This is a genomic window from Paenibacillus polysaccharolyticus, assembly GCF_023714295.1.
GTDB lineage: Bacteria > Bacillota > Bacilli > Paenibacillales > Paenibacillaceae > Paenibacillus > Paenibacillus polysaccharolyticus_A.
Map to the genome: position 1 here is coordinate 204,981 of NZ_JAMAUN010000002.1, position 22,792 is coordinate 227,772.

The 22,792-nt window shown below is 44.2% G+C and carries 21 protein-coding genes; 1 reads left to right on the forward strand and 20 read right to left on the reverse strand.

Features of this window, described 5'->3' with window-relative positions:
• Positions 1-39: 39 nt before the first annotated feature.
• The 15 genes from M3629_RS09645 to metH form a co-directional block, all read right to left on the reverse strand.
• Positions 40-2,106, reverse strand: a complete 2,067-nt coding sequence (locus M3629_RS09645; RefSeq protein ID WP_251505201.1) for a hypothetical protein — start codon at positions 2,104-2,106, stop codon at positions 40-42.
• The gene (locus M3629_RS09650; RefSeq protein ID WP_251505206.1) at positions 2,096-3,895 is read right to left on the reverse strand and encodes an ATPase, T2SS/T4P/T4SS family; all 1,800 of its coding nucleotides are present in this window, start codon (positions 3,893-3,895) and stop codon (positions 2,096-2,098) included. Before M3629_RS09650 ends, M3629_RS09645 begins: the two co-directional genes overlap by 11 nt.
• A gap of 34 nt (positions 3,896-3,929) precedes the next feature.
• A complete protein-coding gene (locus tag M3629_RS09655) occupies positions 3,930-4,760 on the reverse strand; it encodes a hypothetical protein (protein ID WP_251505209.1) in 831 nt (276 codons plus the stop codon).
• The gene (locus tag M3629_RS09660; protein WP_251505212.1) at positions 4,757-5,470 is read right to left on the reverse strand and encodes a hypothetical protein; all 714 of its coding nucleotides are present in this window, start codon (positions 5,468-5,470) and stop codon (positions 4,757-4,759) included. Before M3629_RS09660 ends, M3629_RS09655 begins: the two co-directional genes overlap by 4 nt.
• A 60-nt stretch (positions 5,471-5,530) precedes the next feature.
• Positions 5,531-6,553: an SAF domain-containing protein gene (locus tag M3629_RS09665; RefSeq protein ID WP_251505215.1), complete on the reverse strand. Its 1,023-nt coding sequence runs from the start codon at positions 6,551-6,553 to the stop codon at positions 5,531-5,533.
• Positions 6,554-6,569: 16 nt separating this feature from the next.
• Complete coding sequence (locus M3629_RS09670) at positions 6,570-8,057, reverse strand: serine/threonine protein kinase (RefSeq protein ID WP_251505217.1); 1,488 nt, start codon at positions 8,055-8,057, stop codon at positions 6,570-6,572.
• 186 nt (positions 8,058-8,243) lie between these two features.
• Positions 8,244-9,293, reverse strand: a complete 1,050-nt coding sequence (locus tag M3629_RS09675; protein WP_251505219.1) for an SAM-dependent methyltransferase — start codon at positions 9,291-9,293, stop codon at positions 8,244-8,246.
• A 6-nt stretch (positions 9,294-9,299) separates the two neighbouring features.
• Complete coding sequence (locus M3629_RS09680) at positions 9,300-10,079, reverse strand: ABC transporter ATP-binding protein (RefSeq protein ID WP_251505222.1); 780 nt, start codon at positions 10,077-10,079, stop codon at positions 9,300-9,302.
• Positions 10,076-10,393, reverse strand: coding sequence for a thioredoxin family protein (locus tag M3629_RS09685; RefSeq protein WP_090916746.1), 318 nt, complete (start codon positions 10,391-10,393; stop codon positions 10,076-10,078). Before M3629_RS09685 ends, M3629_RS09680 begins: the two co-directional genes overlap by 4 nt.
• The gene (locus M3629_RS09690; RefSeq protein WP_154957402.1) at positions 10,390-10,731 is read right to left on the reverse strand and encodes a cyclic-phosphate processing receiver domain-containing protein; all 342 of its coding nucleotides are present in this window, start codon (positions 10,729-10,731) and stop codon (positions 10,390-10,392) included. Before M3629_RS09690 ends, M3629_RS09685 begins: the two co-directional genes overlap by 4 nt.
• A 19-nt stretch (positions 10,732-10,750) precedes the next feature.
• Complete coding sequence (locus M3629_RS09695) at positions 10,751-11,599, reverse strand: deoxyribonuclease IV (protein WP_251505226.1); 849 nt, start codon at positions 11,597-11,599, stop codon at positions 10,751-10,753.
• Positions 11,589-12,410: an Fpg/Nei family DNA glycosylase gene (locus M3629_RS09700; RefSeq protein ID WP_251505229.1), complete on the reverse strand. Its 822-nt coding sequence runs from the start codon at positions 12,408-12,410 to the stop codon at positions 11,589-11,591. The genes M3629_RS09695 and M3629_RS09700 overlap by 11 nt, the downstream gene beginning before the upstream one ends.
• Before the next feature lie 7 nt (positions 12,411-12,417).
• Positions 12,418-13,227, reverse strand: a complete 810-nt coding sequence (locus M3629_RS09705; RefSeq protein ID WP_251505232.1) for a TIGR01457 family HAD-type hydrolase — start codon at positions 13,225-13,227, stop codon at positions 12,418-12,420.
• A gap of 359 nt (positions 13,228-13,586) precedes the next feature.
• Positions 13,587-14,531: a ribonuclease Z gene (gene rnz / locus M3629_RS09710; RefSeq protein ID WP_251505235.1), complete on the reverse strand. Its 945-nt coding sequence runs from the start codon at positions 14,529-14,531 to the stop codon at positions 13,587-13,589.
• A 76-nt stretch (positions 14,532-14,607) separates the two neighbouring features.
• A complete protein-coding gene (gene metH / locus M3629_RS09715) occupies positions 14,608-17,988 on the reverse strand; it encodes a methionine synthase (protein WP_435368207.1) in 3,381 nt (1,126 codons plus the stop codon).
• Between the two features lie 238 nt (positions 17,989-18,226).
• Here metH and M3629_RS09720 point away from each other — a divergent pair, with 238 nt between their 5' ends.
• The gene (locus tag M3629_RS09720) at positions 18,227-18,772 is read left to right on the forward strand and encodes a cupin domain-containing protein (RefSeq protein ID WP_090916759.1); all 546 of its coding nucleotides are present in this window, start codon (positions 18,227-18,229) and stop codon (positions 18,770-18,772) included.
• A gap of 218 nt (positions 18,773-18,990) precedes the next feature.
• Here M3629_RS09720 and M3629_RS09725 read toward each other — a convergent pair whose 3' ends face one another.
• The 5 genes from M3629_RS09725 to M3629_RS09745 form a co-directional block, all read right to left on the reverse strand.
• Positions 18,991-20,025, reverse strand: a complete 1,035-nt coding sequence (locus tag M3629_RS09725) for a BtrH N-terminal domain-containing protein (protein ID WP_251505241.1) — start codon at positions 20,023-20,025, stop codon at positions 18,991-18,993.
• 412 nt (positions 20,026-20,437) lie between these two features.
• Entirely contained in the window at positions 20,438-21,229 is a 792-nt protein-coding gene (locus tag M3629_RS09730) for an HAD family hydrolase (RefSeq protein ID WP_251505244.1), read from the reverse strand.
• Positions 21,230-21,257: 28 nt separating this feature from the next.
• A complete protein-coding gene (locus tag M3629_RS09735; protein ID WP_251505246.1) occupies positions 21,258-21,770 on the reverse strand; it encodes a hypothetical protein in 513 nt (170 codons plus the stop codon).
• A 132-nt stretch (positions 21,771-21,902) separates the two neighbouring features.
• Positions 21,903-22,112: a DUF896 domain-containing protein gene (locus M3629_RS09740; protein WP_251505248.1), complete on the reverse strand. Its 210-nt coding sequence runs from the start codon at positions 22,110-22,112 to the stop codon at positions 21,903-21,905.
• A 95-nt stretch (positions 22,113-22,207) separates the two neighbouring features.
• Positions 22,208-22,585, reverse strand: coding sequence for a LysM peptidoglycan-binding domain-containing protein (locus tag M3629_RS09745; protein ID WP_251505251.1), 378 nt, complete (start codon positions 22,583-22,585; stop codon positions 22,208-22,210).
• Between the last annotated feature and the right edge of the window lie 207 nt (positions 22,586-22,792).

Here is a 22,792-nt window from a genome sequence, read left to right on the forward strand (position 1 = left end):
ATGAATGATTGTTTTTCAGTTCTTCGTAAAAGCCAAACGCTAAAGTTTCTGGATTTGTTCATAATAGATGTTCATTTGTACAAAACTCATGCCGACCAGCGGAATAACGAGGTACATGAAAATCAGAGCATACATGGGCGTGAAACCAATCGTCCTTCCCCATCCAGCCTTGATATCAATGATTTTGCTGTACTCCTGTTTGCGCTGTTCAAAATAAAAGGCCAGCATGCTTTCTAGATCATCAAAAGCTTCGCGAATGGATATTTTACCTAAAGCGAGCTGCAGTTTATCAATTAAACGTTGAAATTCAGGTAAGCCTACTTCCTCTTTTAATTGTTCAAGAGCTTGTTCAGGACCATGTTCGAAGTGCAACAGACACTTTTGCAGCGGTATTTTGAAAATAACAGCGAACCGGTTGAGCCATTCCACAATCTCCTCGACAGACATCCGTTCCATCTCTCGCAAAATCGAAATGACTGTCTGAAATTGATAAATTTCATGCCTCATATCGAGCCTTCGCATCTTACGCTGGAACCACATAAGCCAGATGGGCAGATTATAGCCCCCTATCCCTAAGAACAGTGCCAAAACAACCTGCCACCAGCGCATATACTGGTTGTTATATGCTTCTATTTTATCTGTAATCCGCTGAATTGTTGCTGTCTGAGCGTCGTGATCGAGCTGGACTGGTGCAAGTTGCAACAGCGCATCGGAAATCTCTTCGAATGTGGCTGCCTGCTGCATCTTAACATACGCCATAACCGCACCATCCAGCTCCGTCTTCTCTCGGGCCACTTTCAAATCTACTTCTGACATTGCACCAAACATGCGATCATCCCTGATTGGATCGTGCAGTATGTGATTACGTTCGACATGATGTAGTAAAAGAATCAAGCCTATGGTCAGAATCAGACAACTTGCGAATAGCAATAATCTGCGTATAGCTAACCATTCATATTTTAACTCAGTACCGCTCTCCCGCATTAATCTGATCGTCTGATTGTAAGGAGTTGTTCCTGGTTTGGCTGCAAAGAGCATCGCCAGCCTCCGCAAAAAAATATGCTTATACAAAAAACGATCCAGTCTGGATTGTTTCTTCCCGGAGCGGTAGCGGGTTTCATCATATTGCTGAAGACGCTGTAATAGCAAGTAAGCAACAATGATGATAATGTATATGGATATTTTAGTGATAAAACCAAGTTTGCTACGATAAAAATCATCCATCGTCGGGAAACTGACCCGAGCCCAACGCTCAATTGGCCCTGTAAAGAGTACAGGTACAAGAGCAATCACGTTTAACCCTTGCAGCAGATAATCAAGCCTGTCACGCCTTAATATCTCCAGGTGTATCTCCTGAGTAAGATTACCTATACCTTTCAGATAGATGGAGCCCTGATCCTTCACCTTATCTCCAAACTCCATCACCATATACGATACACCGGCAAAACCTTTGAGAAAACGGTTTGGCGCCACTTCATAATATCGTTCAAGTGCTTCATTGGGGTCGGGAGAAGTCAACGCTTCATAGATTAGCCTGCCCTGCTCGGCGGCTTCACCTGTACCTGCTTCGGACGCTTCATAGAGCGCTTCCTCAACCATGCCATGCTGATGATACCGGTGTCTCACATCGGCAAACAACTCTAACATTTGCACCAGTAGTTTTTTCTCCATACGACTCAGGCACATATCTAACACAAGACTGTTCAGCACGGTAGCACACAGCGTAGCCAGAAGAATAAAGGTGATACCTGGCTGTAACCAAAACAACACCGTACTTACACTTCCGTACCCGCCCATAATAATCAGAACAACAGTCATCGTGACTCTGCGAAGCGCTGGTTCATCACTGGCATAACGATATGAGATTCTTTTTTGCACTTGCAAAATATACGTGGAAAGCAAGGGTATCTTCATACCGACTTGATATGCCTGCAACAGGAAACTTCCCCAATCTCTATACTTCTTGCCTTGAAAATTCACGATTTTCCCCGCAGCGTACATCGAGGTTGACTCTCTCTGCCTCAGCATACGAAGAATGGTCAGCGTGATGACTAAACCAACTACACAAAAACCGACTACAACCAACAATAGCCATTTAATGCTCATAGGTTTCACCCCAGTGTTGTCCAATAAACCGCCCAAACTTCTCGGCATCTGTTAACGTCATCTGCTCCTGCATGTCTTCGATGCTAGAAGCCGAGATCGGAGCAGTAGCCACATATTTCCCTTGGCGATACTGTACGACATTTCTAAATGTGAACCCCGCCCTTTCTTCCATACTTTCCGCTTCACGGGAATGGGGAATACATTCAGTAATCCGCTCAATATATCTGTGGCCCTCTGCATCTTTTTTCATATGAACATCAAAGTTAATGACACTGACAACCTGTTCTTCGGCAATATGTTCATGCTGAAACATGCCTGTTTTAAGTAATGAATTCCGGAGTGAAAACACCAGATCACGGAATGTCTTGGCGTGATGCGTAAACAGGGTAAACAAACTCGCCACCTGTGACATCTGAATCATCCAGGCAGCCACCTCATCACTCGCAACCTCACCAAGAATGTTTACTGTCCCATCTGTTTTTTTCTGTAAATCCAGTCCCTGCTGACCCGATATATGTTCCGTTTCCCGAAAACTCAGAATGTTACGGCGACTGTATATCCGTCTTAATTGCAACTCAAATGCCATCTCCTGTACACGCAAAGTATAGGAAGCATAGATATGTTTCACCATCGCCATCAGCAATGTTGTTTTACCGGAGCCCTGTGCACCGGTTACTGCCGTGATCCGACTACCTTTCATCAAATATTGCAACAGTTCTATTGGTAATTGTGCGTTGTTACCTGTGATCAATTGTTCAAGGGAGGCGTTGGGAATATCAAACTTCCGAACAAAGAATGCCCAGGATTCCGCAAAAGGAGGACGCACAACGACAACACGTGAGCCGTCTTTCATCTCATTCACTTTATAACCACTTGCTTCCGATAATTGACCAGGATAATTGTATTTATATATGTTCTGACACACTCGTTTCAACTCCCGGATACTGCCAAAGCTTAAGAAAGACAAATGAATAGACTTCCCTTTATAAAAAATCCATACACTCTCCATCCCGCTTAGCGGTTCCTCGTTATGATCATCCTCAAAAGCATGTTCCAAAAAATCATTCCATGAAGCCGGTACATGATTTCCCGTATATGGCAGTATTTCAAGAGCTCCGCTGACTCCGCCGCTGACACCATCGATCCGTTGATCTCTGATTTCATCCACTACAGAGAACCCTTTATATTCTTGATATATACGCTGCACGATAATTTCTACCTTTTCTCTGAATCCCAATTCCCGGTATTCACAATCAAAAACATGCTGGATATCTTGATCGGAAATATAGTAACTTCCACCATCTTCTGAGCCTTCTTCCAATCGGAGTTTACCTAAATCATAGGTATCAATCATTCTGGAAAGAGCATCTACCCCAAATTGCTCACGGTATAAATAAAAGATGATCTCGAAGCGGTCTTGCACGCTTAATCGTTCTGGTTCAGCAAACATCATCACTTCGTCGACGTTGGATTTATTCAAACCAATACTTCGTGTCAACAAGTCACTAATCAGGTTTTTGACATACGTCTTGTCACTGATGCTTCCTGATACACAGCTTTTGAGCGCCTTTCTCATCTCAGCTCGTTGATTGATTCTGCGGCGATACTCTTCTTCATGTAAACCGGCATCGGCAAGCTGGCTATGGCTTATTTCATGCAATGAATTTTTCACTTGTTCAATCAATGTCTCAAACGTAAAGTACTCTTGCTCAGGTATACGTTCATTTTTTTCCCGGATATAGGCTCGATATTTGAACCACACATACCATATACCTGTAATTAGAATCATTGTTATGAATATCGCATTCCAGACCACTAGAGATTCAGGCTCCCCTTTCCAGCCTCTTCAGCACAGTACGCATGCCCGTACCATCCATAATCAGGCGAGCGAGTTCAGCCATAGCTGAGGCAAAACTCCCTTTTTGAACTTGTTTTTTCTCAGTCAGACTCTCCAGTTGCAAGTATCTGGCGACATCTCTGCGGTTGATCGCATCCAGATACCCGGTCGTATACGGGACTGCGGAAAGACTTCCCTTGTATCTAAAACCACGCTTTATATTGGAGAGTGTAGCACGAGAATGTGAATCATATTTATTAATAAGTACATGTAGCTTCCGTTCCGTTATTTGTTCAGGCAGGATCTCTTCGAAAAAGTGTTCCAGATGCCTCATATTCTGATTCAGAACAACGACAACAACATCAGCCTGCTGCACAATAAGCTGTGAATCAACATGAGATTGCCCTGCATCCAGAAGCACAAGATCATAACATTGATTAGCAGTCTCCAGCAGTTTTTTTAACAACTCCTCTTTTTCACTCACAGAGCGCTCCTTTCTATACACGCTCCCAGTCAGTAGATCAAGCTGCTCTTTCAACAGCGGTTTGGTGTAATCTTTCAGGTTGTGCTTGTTAAGGCTACCACTAATAAACAGCCGTTCGACAGCATCCCAACCATTTTCTTCAAAAGAATACAAGACATCGGCTGAACTCTTCTCATCCTGAAATATGCCTGATTCTACACCATAATTTGCCGGACCTGTGTTGACAAGCAATACTCTGGCTCTATACTGGAATGCTGTCGCATAGGCACTCATTAATGCACTTGAGGAACATCCCGTTTCAGCAAATGGACTCCAAAAAGCAATCGTACTCATGCCCTCATCCTCCCCGCTTCTTTGATCGCACGGCGGCTGCGAACGCTCTCCCACCCGGTCAGTTGTTCCACAACACGACATAAGGATTTTTTGTAATTTCTGGACAGTGGGCCGAGATTCACACGGTGATAATGTTCATTTTCAAGCTTGACCGCAGCACTCAGTTCATCCCACGGGAGGATCAGGGACTCTCCAGTCCAACGAAAGGGGCCACCCTCAAGGTAGGCCCACAGATATTGGGCTTCAAGTCTACAATCCACTCCATTAATCAGCATTCGTTGGAAAGCCAGCTCTTCAGGAAGCTCATGCTCGTTGAATAACTGTTCCAGCCACCCTTTCCCTCGTTCCAGATTATATCGTTCATAATCGCTCACCCATACGCGAACTTCTGCGGTAATCCATAAATGACGTGAAGCAAAGTGCAAGGTCTCGATGTCATATAACACATAATCATAATTGTCCAGACTTTCACCGCTAATCTGCAAATGGTGTTCTACCGCCATTGAAGTAACAAAATGACATGCAATATCAAATCCCTCAAATTCCACAACTCGTAATGATTGCTGATGATCTCCGACACCGTATCCATATTTTTGTTGCAACGTACCGTCCACTAAGAGAACCCGCTTACCTGTTGAAGCAAGTATTTTACTCAGATATAACATCAGATCATTTTTCTCACATAATCCTGCAAAAATCCAAATGTGCACTGATCAGCGCCCCTCAATCTCAATTAAATGTTGTTATAAGAATTAATGATTTAATGCAAATTACTCATTTCCCGTCAGCAATTGCTGTTGCTCGTTCAAAGTTGAAGATTCAATAGCGTCCGGTGCCTCTCCCGTGTGATCTGTTCCCCTATTGCCTGATCCGTCGTTCCAGATCGTTCCTTGATGCTCAGATGAATCTTGAACTGTTGGCCTTTTATTATACGTAACAGAAGACTGTGCCACATCTTGTTCGACACCATTAGATGGGGCTGACATGGAGGCAGCGAGCGAACTTTCGAGTGAACTTCGAACTTGTCTCGATAATTCCTGCTCGGCATGACGAACGATGTTCGGATCACTCTCCAGTAGCTTTAACACTTCGGAATTGGCTGGATATGTCGGAATAGCTGCTGTCTGAAATTGTGGTTCTACATAGGTTAGAGCGTAGATTGAAGCTTTATGTAAATAGGCATCCACGATTGCACTGGACAACGACAAAATTTCTTCTTCTGTCATCGTAATCCATAGTGTTGCTGCGTTTAACCGTTCCACCTTTTTCTTGGACAAGAGAATGTAGTCTTGACCTGTAGGAAACTGAATACGTACGTCGATCATGTCTCCTTTGGCTAGCGAAGATGGTAGCAATACCACTTGCAACTCGCGATTTCTTAAATCAGCCGATGCAGGTATTCCCTCATATACCATCTCCGTTGTAATCGCCGTTCCTTTTTTAAGCTCAATTTTAGCTGAATGCCCTTCCAGCTTCTGCGAACTAGACCATAGATTGCGTGGAGCCTGAGCATCCGGTATCGCAATCAGTTTCAGATCCTCTGGTGAGATAAGTTCTCCCGCTTCGATATCCCTGATGGTTACCCACCCTCGGGCACCAGAATTCCACTGTTGCAACAATTCCGCTTCTTTCTCCTCATACGCTGACAGATAACGGGCCTCCATAGCTGATCTGACATCCTCTTTGGTACTCAGCTGATATACCACATAACCTCCAAAAATCATACCGACAGCTCCTGCTCCAATCAGTCCTGCATAAATCAGTTGACGACTTTGTTTTCTTAATTTGGACAAAAGAGGCTCTCCTTTCCTAATCTCCTCTACTCATGTACTTTTTAAGTGAAAAAAATGAACGTTTTGGGGTCTGCCTTACCATTAAATGCCCTAGAATTTGTGAGAATACCTTATCCATATGAACATCCTTGTCAAATGGGTCCAGTTGCAGTGGTAATCCATATACGTGGGATGTATCCAGTGTTCTACGTACACGCTCCACTGCGTCTGTTGCGGCGAGCGGAAGGCAGTATATCCATTTCTCACGGGGAAAGCGATAATGCGTGCGTACAAAAGCTCCAATCTCCGCTTGTTTCCATTCTGCACCAGAACCAATAATGATAGGCAGATCTGCACGCAAAAGCTCCTCTAATCGATTCTGATCATGTCCGCTTCCTAGATCCATCACAATAAATTGATAGCTGCCGCCCAGCAGGGATAAAATATCGGCCCGGCCAGACTGCTTCCAATAATGCACGCCATCCACCGCAAACTGCCTGCTTGATGCTACAGGTTTACCACCTAGCGCAATATGCTGGATACGTGTAAATGATTGAGAGCGAGGCGACATTTCGATCACCGCGACCTTAAAGTTCTGCCTCTCCAGATAATGGCTGATCGCTATAGCTGTATGAGTAACACCAGCACCCGCTGAAACCCCGGTAAGAGCAATCACTCTCGTGCCCCCGCCAAGCGTTAGCTGTTGATCTACAGGCGAGGACATCATTCCCGGTATTCGAAGCAGCTCCTTCCTCACCTCATTCGCCGTTTGAAACCTTTCATTCACGTCATATCGTAGCAATCGTCTGACAACAGGGGCGTATGTTCGCGGGACATCACTCCGTATAGAACTTTCTACGCCTTGAATCCATTCGGTGTAAGCTCCACTCGTCATTAGATACAGCATCAGGGCTCCAAGACCATATAGATCTGAACGGGCATCCGTTTGTCCGGAACCATATTGTTCTGGTGCCGCAAATCCGGCAGTCCCGAGTTTAACCGTATCTTCAGCAAGATGCGTCTTATAACTGCGGGCAATGCCAAAATCAATCAAGCGCACTTCATGCTCTGGTGTAATCATAATGTTGGACGGCTTCAGGTCTCGGTAAATGACAGGAGGATCCAAGTTATGCAAATAACTTAGAACATCCAGTAATTGAAGTACAAATTCCATCAACTGTTCCACCGGAACTTTACCCCGGCACTGTTTGAAGTAGTCGCTCAGCGTTAACCCTTCAATATATTCCATGACAAGGTACGTATAACCGTCATCGTCAGGAGCAAAAAAATCAACAATCTGCGGAAGTCTCGGATGCCGAAGTGATGTCAACAGAGCCGCTTCTCTCTTCATACTGTCTTCATAGGGCATCTTCGTGACACTTTCCTTCACAGCCCAGATCTTCCCTGGCAGCTTCAAATCCTCTGCCTCATACACATGGCTCATTCCTCCTGAACCAAGAATCGATAGGATGCGATATCTTCCTCCCAGCAGGCTCCCGCGTTCCAGCCTCGCCGGATGTCTCATAGGTCTACCTCCTTCCAAACAACATAAAAAGGGAAAGCTTCACCGATAATGAGCACACTGGAATTCCAGTCATGCTCACTTCGGGATGCTTTCCCTCAAATTTATTGTTGTTATGGTTAATATTGGTATCATTATAGTACACATAATCAACCGTTGTAAAGCAGAATATTTTATAAGTTAAATGACTTAATATTTAATCATATATAATGTGATCTCTTCACGATTATGAAACAGCTGCTTTGAACGCTGAATCTGCATCCGTGAACGCTCAAACGTATCGATCACTTCTTTTATAAGCGCAAGTGGTTTTTTGTGAAGCAATTTCACCGTAACAATGGCTGTCCCGCCGGATTTGAGACTATACAGAAGGTCAGATACCAGTCTGCTCATCAGCTTCGGACTCCAGCTCATATCACATACAAGCAGATCGAATTCACCTTCGCGGAAACGCACATCGCCTGCATTTTTTTTCAAAAACGTCAATTTAGGTGAAGTGAGCAAGGTTGCATCCATCTTTGCCGGGTCTACTGCTGTTACCTCAAGCCCGCGCTCAAGCAGAAATGATGTCCATCCCCCAGGTGCTGCGCCAATATCAAGTGCCTTGTGAAACGAAGTAAAATCAATACCAAACGTTTGCTCCGCTTCAAGCAACTTAAACTTGGCTCGTGAGATTTGTCCTTCTTCCTTTTGAAAACGGATCGCTCCACCACTCCAGTCGGACAGATTCTGTTCCGGTCTGGATACACCTGCATATAACATATCTTTAGCAGCAAATACCGAAATGACATATTCCGCATCCCGAATAACCCATTCACAGCCCAGATCACCCAGTTTTTCCGTCAGCATTTGTTTCAATGAAGCTGCGTTTTCGCCCCAAAAAGAACTCTCCGTTTTGCGAGTTTGCATGACTACTTTAGCCCCAGACAATTCCTTATGGTTCAGAATAAATGCAATCAATTTCTCCAGAGACTGCTCCATATCCTCTGTATTCTCCTGAAATTGAACAGGCTGGATGTGACGCAAAAACGTTGGAGATTCTTGCAGAAGTCTAATCGAGACTTCTTCCTCTGCAACTGGTAAACCAGCCAGTAGAATCTCACCTGGAACCAGCACCGTGCTCTTCACTGCTCCAAAAGTGCGGCGCAGTTCCTCCTGCGCATAAGGTGCAAAGCCGTGATTGGCCGTGCATATAAAACGGGAAAAGTCTGTTTCTCCCGAAAGTGATTGTGTACTCAACTTGTGTTACCCTCCAGAACGTACGTGTATCCATGGACGATCCTCATGCCACTGAATTTCCACCGGAATATCATACGTATGCTTAATTGTATCTTCTGTTAAAATCTCATGTTTTGGCCCCGCCGCAGCAATGCGTCCATCACGGATCAATGCGACATGAGTAAACAACGGCACGATCTCTTCCACATGATGGGTGACGTACACCACCGTCATATTCCGCTGGCGCAGACGATCAATCTCAATCAGCATCTTCTCACGTTCATACAGATCAAGGCCAGCACAAGGCTCGTCCATAATAAGCAGCTTTGGTTCAGCCATTAACGAACGTGCCAACATGACTTTTTTGCGTTCTCCCTGGGATAACGTTCCCAGCGGGTGATTTGCCAGTTTTGCGAAACCCATCTCCTCCAGCAGCTGCATCGCCTTTGTTTTCACTTCATCTGGAATCGTCTGATAAAAACGCAAAAAGGCATAGGCTCCTGTAGCGACAACCTCCCATACCGGATCACGTAAGGTCAGTTTTTCAATCAATGTTTGGCTGATATAACCGATCTCTTTGCGAACCTCCCGGACATCGCATTGCCCGTACACATTACCGAGCACTTCAATGCGTCCCGAACTTGGAAACATATATCCATTCATCATTTCCAGCAGTGTAGTTTTACCTGATCCATTACGCCCCAGGATGACCCAATGTTCGCCTGGTTCAATGCGTAAATGAACGTTATCAAGTATCTGATTTTCTTCGCGACGAAGCGAAATGTTCTCCATCACTACAACACTCATTTTAACACCGCCTTCCGAATCTCATTGAGCAGATGCTCAACCGAGTTCATCCGATAGACCATCCTTGGTACATCTTGGTCACCATCAAATAACATTAAAGCCGGTACACTCGAAATCTGAAACTGCTGCACAAGCTCCGGAATATCATGAATATTCATCTCATATAAAACACCTTCTGGCAACATATGCTCAGCGACCTCCAGCATACGACGTGCCGCTGCACACGTTCCGCATAACGGAGTATATATAAATACCGCTTGAGGCAACCCTTCCCATACACCGCGCATTACCATTTTAGACGTAATCGGCTTCATAACTTTTCAGCCTCCGCAGCCACTCGCAACATGACTTCACCTGTCATCGGACCGTTATGAATTATAACGGAATCAGGTTTGTTGCTATACAACATCTCGTACATCTGGCGTTTTCCGTACATACTCGACGTATGTAAATAGATCTCACGTGGATAGAGCCCTTCCCGTACAATCGCTGCAGCTACTTCACCGCCATTCATCGAATCCGGCCCCAGTTCATAGTCCAGTGATAGAATGTCTACTTCGCCGTCTCGCAATAACAAAAGGCATTCCTCAGCATTGGTAGCCAGAACAAACCCTTTTGGACAAGAACGATAGTCATCAAGAAAAACATGCATCGTCTCCGCACCTCCCCACTTATAACCAGGAACGCATGAGCTGTATATCTTCACGGTGCGTCCCATCTTCTCCAGTTTCCGTCTCCATTACAACAACCGTTTGCTGAATATAAGGCGATTGTAGTAGTCTCTGCAACGATTTATAGCCAATATGTCCTTGACCGATTCTCGCATGTCTGTCTTTGTTCAGACCGGATGCATATTTGGAATCATTAAAATGAACAGCCGCCAAGTTATTCCAATATCCCAGCTGACTGCCTTTCTCCAACAAAACGGCCTCATATCCGGCCTTCCACATCCCTGAAGCAAAAGCATGACATGTGTCGAAACAAAATGCAATATGCTCAGGGAATCGACTCAGCTTGCGAATCTGGATCATTTCCTCCATCGTTGTGCCCATGGGTCCATGATCCCCCGCCTGATTTTCGAGCAAAATCTTGGATTCGCCTTGCCAACCTTCCAGTGCAGTGTCCAGACAGTGAATCAAATTACGATACCCCTCTAGCCGATCTTTCGTTTGAATATGGCCAAAATGAACAACGGTTCCAACAGAACCGCATGCATCAGAGATTTCAAGATCATTGCGAATCGATGAAACAATAGCATGAAACCCCGCCTCTCCACGGGTCATGCCTAGTGCCGGATTCGTAGGATAAGGTGAGTGAGCAATGGATGCTAAACCATGTTCTCCACACCAGTCCCTGCACAGTGCAGCATCTTTATGATCAAGACTTTTCAGACTAAGACTGCGCGGATTTTTCGGAAAATACTGAAAAGCCGTCGCTCCCATCTCATACGCTCTCTTGGCCGCCTGTAAAAGTCCACCTTTAGTGCTTACATGTGCGCCGATGCCGGTTTTAGGCCTCATGCTGACATTGCGGACAGAAAAATGCCTTTTTGCCCGTAATTTCTACTCGTTCAATCGTTCCCCCGCAGCGAGGACAAGATTCACCCTCCCGGTCATAGACCCGGCACTGCTCGTCGAACTTTCCTGTTTTGTTGTCACCTTGCATTAGCGGCATTTCCATATAACCGCCCTCGTTTGCAGCCTCACGCAACACTGATTGCATAGAATGATACAATCGCTCTGTCAGTTCAGTTGAGTTCGCGATGTTCTGCGTTTTTGAGCTTGGTCTAAGTCCCGCAGCGAAGGCAATTTCATCCGAATAGCAATTGCCGATACCAGCGATAATATGTTGATTTACCAAGGTGGTTTTGAGTGTCCCCCGACGACCTTTGAGTAGCGCACCAAAACGTTCTTTGTTCATCCGGCGATCTAGAGGCTCCGGACCCAAATCGGACATAGCTTCTTCCGTTTCCTTGGAAGACATCAGATGCAGATAACCAAGACGCAGACCGATGAAGAACAGAATGTGTTCTCCGAATTGAATTTCTACCTGTGTGGTGCGGTTAGGACGCTCGTCCTCTGTCCCCCAGAACAACATGCCACCCAGCATAAGATGCAACACAAGACGTTTGCCGTTTGCAAGGTGAAAGATCAGATGTTTAGCGCGCCGTTCTACAAATATAATCCGATTGCCTGTTAACTCATTGATGAACACATCAGCAGTCGTATTGATCGTCTTTTCACGGTTCACAACTACCCCTGTTATCGGCAAATCAAGTATATGTTCGGACAATAACGTCCTGTAATTTTCCATTTCGGGTAACTCTGGCATTCTTTATCTACTCCTTCTTGGAAACATGTTCAGCCTTTTCGACTAACCATGCAGTCAGTGTATGCAAATCTTCAAAAACATGATCTGGACGTGCTTTCACGGCCTGAATATGTCCATCCATATTTTCATGTGTAGTAATACCTGTCAGAACAAGTATCGTTTCACAACCTGCTGCCACGCCTGCAGCAATATCCGTGCGCATATTATCTCCGATAACAGCCACTTCTTCCGCCTTCAAATTCAGCCGACGGATGGCTGATCTCATAATAATGCTTGAAGGTTTGCCGATCACCGTTGGTTGCACGCCCGTCGCTGCCTCGATGGCAGCTCCAATCGTACCCGCACCGGGCGTTAATCCATCATCAGCGGGAAGTTGAAGATCCGGGTTAGTCATAATAAACGTAGCTCCCCCATTGATCCAGCGGAGTGCTTTTGTTAATGTTTGATAGGAAAAATCACGGTCAATACCTTGAATGACAACATCTGGCTCAGCCTCCGTCAGAATTAAACCCGCTTCTTCAATGGCGTGTACTAGCCCGCGTTCCCCAATACATGCCACCTTCGCGCCGGGAGAATCTGAGGCAACGTATTCAGCCGCGGCCACCGCAGAGGTGCATACCTCGGAAGCATCCGCTTCTATCCCCATGCCATTCAAATGATCGGCTACACCTTGAGGTGTACGGGAAGAATTATTGGTAACGAACAAATAAGGTACCCCCTGCTTTCGCAACGTGCGAATGAGCTCATCGGCTCCATCAATACGATGCCTGCCATGATACAACGTACCATCCAGATCGATCAGATAGGCCTTAATCATACATTGCACTTCCTTTCTTCATTCTGTTAACATTTCATCCCCTTAACAAAATTAGGCGATGCAAACAAACCTTTATACTATGTATTCAAGCATGTAGGATGGTTCAGCCTCATAAGAAAGAAGCACACAACAAGTCGAACTGGATCGAACACGGACGGTTTGACTCGCGCGCCTTCTGTACAAGCTTGTCATTTCCTGCGCTTTCCCGGAAAATAATTCAGAATATTTCCCTGCTCATATTGCCCATCCTACACGGTTTTTGAACAGATTGCAAAAGGGACCTCGGGAATATTTCCCCTCAGTCCCGTCTCACTCGCCGGTTGTTAATATGGCCTGCGTCCTGAATCAAGCTTTTTGCTTTATTGCGAGGAATGGCCTTTCCCATGAACCACAGGAATCAGTTGGTGCTCGCTCGCAAGCCTTGTGTTCGGAAAGATGCTCATCGCTTCTTCGAGTAGTGGCTGAAGTTGTTCCTCATCCTTATATCGGGAGCTGAAGTGAGTCATAATGAGTTGACCCACATTCGCCGCTAGGGCCGCTTCTGCCGCTTGTCTGGACGTACTATGATAGTACTCATGAGCTGTATCGGCCAGATCGTGCATAAACGTCGCTTCATGAACAAGAACGTCAGCGTCCTGAGCCAGAGGCTTCACGTTTTCGCAAGGACGTGTATCCCCCAGAATCGTAATCACCATTCCGCGTTTCGGCGATCCCAAAACATCCTCAGGACGTACTGTTTCACCACTGTCTAATGTAATCGTCTCTCCGCGCTTTAACCGCCCGAACAACGGGCCTGGTTTCAGACCGTAAGCTGCTAATTTAGCCGAATCGAGACTACCAGGGCGATCTTTCTCGGTAATCCGATACCCGTAACTGTCGATACGATGTTCAAGTAAGGCAGACTCTACAGTAAAGCTGTCATCTTCAAACAGAACACCGCCAGTATGCTCCACAATATTCAAATCATAATTCAGACGAGATTGGCTAATCTCCATCGTTGTTGCAATCATACGCTCCGTCCCTGGCGGTCCATACACCGTAAGCGGAGTCGTTCCACCCTGATACGCTCTGCTGGACAGCAAGCCAGGTAATCCAAACACATGGTCACCATGCAGATGGGTAATAAATATTTTTTCCAATTTGCTTAGTTTAAGCGGAGAACTTAAAATCTGATGCTGTGTCCCTTCCCCGCAGTCAAACAACCACAGCGCTCTGCGCTCATCCAACATGCGTAGTCCAATGGACGTTACATTCCGTTGCAGCGTAGGTACACCAGCATTAGTTCCCAGGAAATATAGTTCCATTCTGGATCGCACCTCTTTCTGTTGCCAGCAAAAAACCTCCGACCATGCGGAGGGCTTGCCTGAACAACTTATCAATTTATGCTTTTTCGACGTTAAAATATTTGGCCTGCGGATGACTAAATACCATCGCGGATACCGACGCCTCAGGTTCCATCATGAAACCTTCCGTCAACTCTACTCCGATATCCTCAGGCTGCATCAGCTTGAATAACGGGCCCTGATCCTCCAGATCCGGACAAGCCGGATATCCAAAGGATACTCGAATACCCTGATAACGTGCCCCATGACGCTGTTTCATCGTCATATCAGCCGGGTCCGGGAAGCCCCAGATGTCCCTCATCATATGATGCACACGTTCGGCCAGTCCTTCCGCCACTTCCAGTGCTACAGACTGCAACGCATGTGAACGTAGATAATCCCCTTGATCTTTCCATGCCGTTGAAAGCTCGCGCACACCATGTCCCGCAGTGACAACGAGGAAGCCCACATAATCCATTTCACCGGATTCAACCGGCTTCAGGAAGTCGGACAAACACAGGAACGGCTCCACCTTCTGACGTGGGAACGTAAAGGTATGCAGGATGTTGCTCGTATTTTGCGGATCATAAATGATGACGCTATTGCCGCTCGACTGCGCCGGGAAGAAACGATACATCGCATGAGCCTGAATGATTCCGTCACGAACCGCTTCCTGCATAATGCCATCGACGACCGCTTTCAAATCGGTTGCCTTCTGATCACCCGCAGCGAGCAATTGCTCTACTGAACCACGAAGTCCCAAATGATGCCCGAGCAGCATCTGCATGTTCACATAAGGCAGGATGTGTGATAACGGGTAATTCCGCAATGTATGACGATCTAAATCAGGTGGTACAAGCACAGGATGATCAGCTGAAATGGCCGAGCGTTCTACCCGGGTTAACTCAGGTAGTGCTTGAACCTCTCCCGCATTGGAAGCATCGGCTTCTTTTTCCGCATCCATCTCTGCTTGCATGGCTTCCCGTGTCACAGGATTCATCAGCTTATTGGCCAGATCCAAACCATCCATTGCATCCTTCGCATAGACTACCATCCCGTTATATTCAGGACGAATTCGGTTTTTGGTAAACTTACGAGTCAATGCCGCTCCACCTACCATAATTGGCACATCAATGCCTGCAGTGCGCAGATCCTGAGCGGTAAGAATCATCTGTTGAGCAGACTTAACGAGCAAACCTGAGAGGCCGATGGCATCCACCTTTTCTTCCCTATAGGCTTCAATAATACGCTCTGGTGGTACTTTTATACCCAAATTAATGATCCGGTAACCGTTGTTGGACAAGATGATCTCCACCAGGTTTTTACCGATATCATGTACGTCCCCTTTAACGGTAGCGAGAATGATCTTTCCTTTGACAGAAGTTTCGTTCTTCTCCATGAACTGCTCCAAATAAGCGACGGAAGCCTTCATCACTTCTGCACTCTGAAGAACCTCCGCTACAATTAACTCATTGTTGTTAAAGAGACGCCCGACTTCTTCCATGCCGCGCATCAACGGACCGTTGATGACTTCAAGCGCTGTATATTTGGCTAGAGCTTGCTCCAGATCGGGCAACAAACCCTCTTTGCTTCCTTCAACCACATAAGATGCGAGACGTTCTTCTAATGAAAGGTTCGAGATTTTTTCTTTCTTCTCTACCTTTTTGTTACGGAATGCCGCTACGAAGGCAGCCAGCGTATCATCGTTTGTATTATATAAAAGCTCTTCCGAGAGTCTGCGTTCTTCTTCTGGAATGGACGCGTACCGTTCCAGCTTCTCGGTATTCACGATGGCATAATCCAGACCTGCTTTGGTACATTCGTACAGGAAAACAGAGTTTAACACTTCACGGCCTGCTTCAGGCAGACCAAAGGAAATGTTACTAATACCTAGAATCGTATGACACTGAGGTAACGCTTCTTTAATGATACGTATACCTTCAATCGTTTCTTTCGCAGATCCGATGTACTGCTCATCCCCTGTACCTACCGGAAAGACCAGTGTATCAAAAATAAGGTCTTCTGGCTTCAGCCCGTATTTGTTAACTAGTAAATCATAGGAACGTTTGGCTACTTCAAGCTTGTCCTCGCGGCTGATCGCCTGACCACGCTCGTCAATCGTTCCGACAACTACCGCTCCGCCATATTTATGCAACAAAGGTGTTACCATTTCAAATTTCTCTTCGCCATCCTCAAGGTTAATGGAGTTAATAATCGCCTTCCCTTGAGAATATTGAAGCGCCGTGTCGATAACCGAAGCATCTGTCGTGTCAATCATCAGCGGAACCTTGACCTTTTTGACCACAAGTTCAAGGAACTTGATCATATCCTCCGTTTCCTCACGGTCAGGATCCTGTACGCAGACGTCAACGATATGTGCTCCGTTTTTCACTTGAGCCCGGGCAATTTCGGAAGCCTCTTCGTACTTGCCCTCGACAATTAGCCTTTTGAATTTACGTGAACCTAGCACGTTGGTGCGCTCACCAACCATATATGGACGATTATCCTGTTCGACATATACCGGTTCAATTCCCGACAATGCAGGCGGATGTGTTCCGTTCAATTCTCTTGGGGGGTACTTGGCGAGTGTATCACGCATGGCCCGGATATGTGCTGGCGTGGTGCCGCAGCATCCACCTGCAATGTTTAACCAACCCTGTTCTGCAAAAGCGCCGATCTTCTGCGCAAGTGAATCTGGTGATTCGTGATAGTTACCATTCTCGTCAGGCAGACCTGCGTTTGGATAACAACTTACAGCTACAGATGCCATGCCGGACAGAGATCGAATATGGTCACGCATGAACTCCGGACCTGTCGCACAGTTTAGTCCAACCGAAATTGGGTTAAGGTGTTCTAGGGATATATAAAAAGATTCAATGTTTTGACCAGCTAAGGTCGTACCCATCGGTTCAATGGTTCCTGAGATCATAAGAGGCAGCTTAATACCGCTTTGATCGAACGCTTGCTGAATGCCAATACTACCTGCTTTGACATTAAGAGTATCCTGTGAGGTTTCAAGCAGTAGCGCATCAACGCCTCCCTCTATTAAAGCGAGGGCCTGCTCGAAATAACTGTCCACCAGCTCTTGGAATGTCACCCCGCCAGTCACAGACAGCGTTTTGGTTGTTGGTCCCATCGCTCCGACCACATATCGTGGTGACTCCGGTGTGGAAAAACGCTCTACCGCAGCTTTGGCAATTCTGGCTGCTTCGAGATTTATTTCACGTGCACGATCTTGAATATCGTATTCAGCAAGAACAACTGAAGTTGCACCGAATGTATTGGTCTCAATTAAATCGGCACCAGCTTCCAGATAATCTTCATGAATACGTTGGATCAAGTCTGGACGGGTAAGCACCAACATTTCATTACATCCATCCAGATCATCGCCGCCAAAATCTTCGCTGGTCAGATCCACTTGTTGAATCATTGTCCCCATTGCGCCGTCGAGGATTAATATTCGTTGTTTTATTGCATCGTGTAGACTAAGCTTATCCAATATCTTCACCCCCGCAAAACGTTAAATCTTAGTTTAACAGAAACTTACTTAATGTGAAAGATCGGTTTTGCTCCCGAAAGGTCTCGAATTTGCAGGAATGAAGCAGAAATGTGAATCGACAAATTTTGAGCAATCCGATATAATATCACTTAATCCAAGTGGAAAAGAGGGAAAGCGCATGGCTGAAATTGTTATCCGAAATACGAACGAACGAATCACTGGAGACGAGAACGTTCGAAATTTCTTGAACAAATATGATGTATTATATGAGAAGTGGGACGCTTCCAAATTAAACACTGAACTGCAAAACAACTTCGGTTTAACGGATGATCAAAAACAAGAAGTATTAGAAACTTTCGATTACGAGATCAAAGACCTGGCAGCACGTCGCGGTTATCAAATCTGGGATGTCATCACTCTTTCCGAGCAAACACCAGACATCGAAGAGAAACTGGCCAAGTTTGAAGAAATCCATACGCATGCGGAAGATGAAATCCGTGCAATTGTTGCGGGTAAAGGTATCTTTGTTATTAAAGCAACCGATGATACAGGTTACTTTAATGTAGAATTATCTCCAGGTGACGTCATTTCCGTTCCTGAAAATACACCACATTTCTTTACTTTAATGGAGAACAAACAAATTATTGCGGTTCGACTGTTCATCGAAAAAGATGGCTGGATCGCCGATCCGTACCCTGATCCAACGTTTATCAAAAACGCCTAATACATTGATCTAATGCTTCTGTACTTAAAACGGGACGAACAGAGCTGGCTTCGTTCCGTTTGTTTGTGTTCTACCTATTTTTTCTGTAATTCCTCTGATAAAACGTAAAAAGCACCCATAAAAGTCTTCACCAGATAAACCAAAGTTCAGGTTTATCCCAATGCCGCTTTTGAAGGTGCGATTTAGCCAAGCAGAAAAGGATTTGAAATGTTTTAAGCTTATTTTGTTTCTTCGATTAATTGGAATAATCGTTCTGTAAAAAGCATTTCTTTTTGATGTATAGCATGAAGGATTCGAACACATTTGAGAACGCTTTCATGATTAAATCTTTGAGAATATACTGCTTTAGTAGAGATTGCTCTTAGATTTGTCCAATCGTCAATAATTCCATCCAATAGAGTATTGATTACTTCGTCTGCTTTCTCGGCAATCTCAGGATTATGGAGAAAAAGAACTGCTAATCTGTACTTTTCGGAACATTTTCTATAAATGGTACTACTTAACGTTTCAATGATGTCTTCATTTTTTATGATGTCTTCATAGTGCTCAGCTAACGATTCTATACTTTGTAATCCTTCCATTATCTCACTCTTATAGTTTAGCATAACATGTTTATACTTGTTGAAACTTTCCTTATATATTTCTTCAATATTCCCAGCATCCGTATAGGTAGAATTGAGTGTGAATTCCAAAAAACGAGGCTGATTTCCCTCTATATATTCACTCATGCAAGCTTGTCTGATTTCCTCAAACGGTACTGTGTACTTTTTATACTCCGTTATGTCATCAATAATATAAACCTCATTCGTTGATGAATTAAATCCATAAACTAAAACAGGGTGCGGCCCATGTTGTTTAAAATAGTACAATTCCCGTCCTCTCTGATAATATAAATCAATATAAATTGCAACTGGATTTCCTTTTGCAAGAGATGTTCTGATTTGTGATTGTAAATTTTCCGTATCAGGTAGCATAGGATTCACAGTAATACCAATCTCGGCTAATACTTCATCTAAAATTTTAAAATTAACTACTTCCAATTTGAAAAATCCGCGATCTTTGATCTTGTTTTTATCAAATCGGTAAATAGTTACGAAATTATTAATGATTGAAAATGTATCTTTATGATAATAATCAGCTATCGTTAATAGGGAATTATAGCTACAATTTAAGAAGGGATAGTCGCTTTGGGGAAACATCTTTTTCATGCCTTTGAAATATTCGAAATCGGGAAGAGATACCACATTATCCATATCAAATTTGCCTCCAATCAAAGAATGAGTGCTCAGTTACGAGATCAGAAGTGTGAAGGTAAGATCATTAAATACTGATCTACTAAGTGCCATTGTAATTTAATTGCACATAATTTTTCTCGTGGTCAACGCGGAGGCAATCATAGATCCTTTGAAGAATAGGAATTTTATAAGATAGCTCTAAATCCTTAACATATAAACAGTCAGTTGTAATGCCTCCCTTCGAGTTCTCTTTTGGCAATTATATGTTAATCTTTTTGGAGATATTTTTCAACAAAATTTTCCATGTCAGAATATACATAAAATTAAATAAAACCATTTTATGGTAAAACAAAAGCAATCTTCACTAACAACGATAACTATCGTTGTTAGTAAAGATTGCTTGAAAAATTGTTTCAAATCAGGCACAGATTTAAAAATTAGCAATTAAACCTTCTATTTCAGACAAAGATTTGATTTCATGATCGGGCGAGTAACTTTCATTGTTCGTTTTGTTCTCCCGGTTTATCCATACTGCACGAATACCTGAAGACAGCGCACCACGAATATCTGTTGTTAACTTATCGCCAACCATCATGCTTTCTTCTGGCTTCACACCTAGTCTGCTTAGAGCGTGCTCAAAAATGGACGGATCGGGCTTACCTTTCCCGAAGCTGCCAGAGATAATAATCTCATCAAAGAAAGGAGATAACTCCGGAACGCCATCAAGTTTCTCTTGCTGTAAAGCAGGACACCCATTAGTCAAAAGCAACAATTTGTACTTTCCTTGCAGATGACGCAATGTTTCCATCGTTTCTTCATAAATATGAGGTCTCGATCTACGTTCTGCTCCAAACTGCGAGGCCAAGCGCTCTGCAAGCACTTTTTGATCTACACCCAGCTTTAGTAAACCACGGCGCCAAGATTCTTTACGATAAATTGGAGCCAGTTGTTCAAGCTGACGAAACTCCGGTTGTTCTCCACCCGTGAAGTTCGCCCAGAGTCCTTCGAAAGGATTAATTCCAATCATTTTGGTAAAAGGGAACGTTTCGTAAGATTCGTATAGTTCACGTGCTTCGTTACGAACAGCCTCTTCCAGTGCCTCAGCATTAACTCCTGTTTCTGCTGCCGCAATTAGACAAGTTTCATGAAAGGCTTCTCGAACACTCCGTTCGTCCCATAATAAAGTATCATCCAGGTCAAACATAATCGCTTTCAGCGCCATTCCGATCATCTGCCCCTTTACACGTTAATTACTTATCAATCGTTTCTACGGTAATTTGATGTGCTTTTGCAAATTTCAGCAATCGCTCAGTGATTGCCTCTGTATCGTAACGATTTAACAACTTGGTGAAAACCCATCTTTTCCCACGACTATTGTGTTCAATAACAACAGTTCCTGGCTCAAATCGGAACTTGATAATATCGTCAACCCCGATGGATCTCTCACGATTCCCCTTCGTTGTAATGATCCGATTGCTGCTGATTTTAACGTAAGGACGGCGAAGCATAAAAATGACGGCCAAAAATACATAGAGTAGCATGGTGACCCAGTCCCAGGTTGTCATCGGTTTTTGTACTAAAAAAGTACTCATGAACAGATACAAAAACGCCAAACCAATTAAAAAAATGGGGAACAAAAGGCTTCTGCCTTTATAAATATCCTCACCTGGATTTCCTGTGATTGGTTGACCGCTCTTTTTACGTTGCTGATTCAATTGCTTCGAATTTTTCCGAACCGTTCTCTCGAACGAACGCCGCGACATGTGAATCCCCCTTATGTGTCTTGTATCGGCTTACATAAATATATTGCAAACCGATATTCCCCCTTATAGTAAGCATCCTCAGATAACATGAAGAAACCTAAATATCATAACGATATGTTTAGGTTTCATAAATTAATGTTTGAGTTTGCCTTGGTGGCCTTGCCCTTTGTCATCGTCAACAATCTCAATTGAATCGAGTTGCTGTCTGAAGTTGTTACGAATGTTTCCCAGATAAACCTCTCTTAATTTGGCACGTTCAACAAGTTCTTCCTCTGACAGTCCAGTGGATTTCTGCTTGCGAGCCAATTCGTTAATACGTGCTACCAGACTATCTATATCCAAGCTTGTCCCCTCCAAAAATACAAAGTCATATTAACTTTGACATGATAAAGGCAGCTTGTCAAGTTGGCACGCAATAACCCAAGGTGATCAGCATTTTATTTCGTAAACTGAGGTAATATTAGAACTTGTCCTGTCTGGATTGTTGCTGATTCAAGTTGGTTTACTTTTTTGATTGCTTCTATATATACACGTGTATCCATCGCTGTTGGTTTATGCTCCAACGATATACTCCACAACGTTTCTCCCTGGGATATAACAATCTTTCCTCCAGGTAATAAACCATTCTCGTTACCGGCAAAGACAGTTAGAACCGTACTGCATCCAATAAATATAATTAATGAAGCAATCACCAGTTTAATTAATCCCTTAGAAAAATTAAAACGTGCCATGAACGTTCTGAATTGCCCTATGTTAGACTTAACAGATTCTGAATTTACTGGTTCATAAATGCTCTGATACGTAGAATATCTCATTCGATCCGCCTCCAAACGTTTGTTCCTATCTCTTGGAATCAATATAACACGAACGTTTGTTTTGTTCAAGATCTTTTTAGAACAATTGTTCGCTTTTTTTCAAAAAGATAGAACGTCTCTTATCCAAATCGATAGTTCTCATAAAACCACTCAGACCCTCTTTTTCAACAAATTAATGGGTTAGACACGAAAAATATTGAAATATTA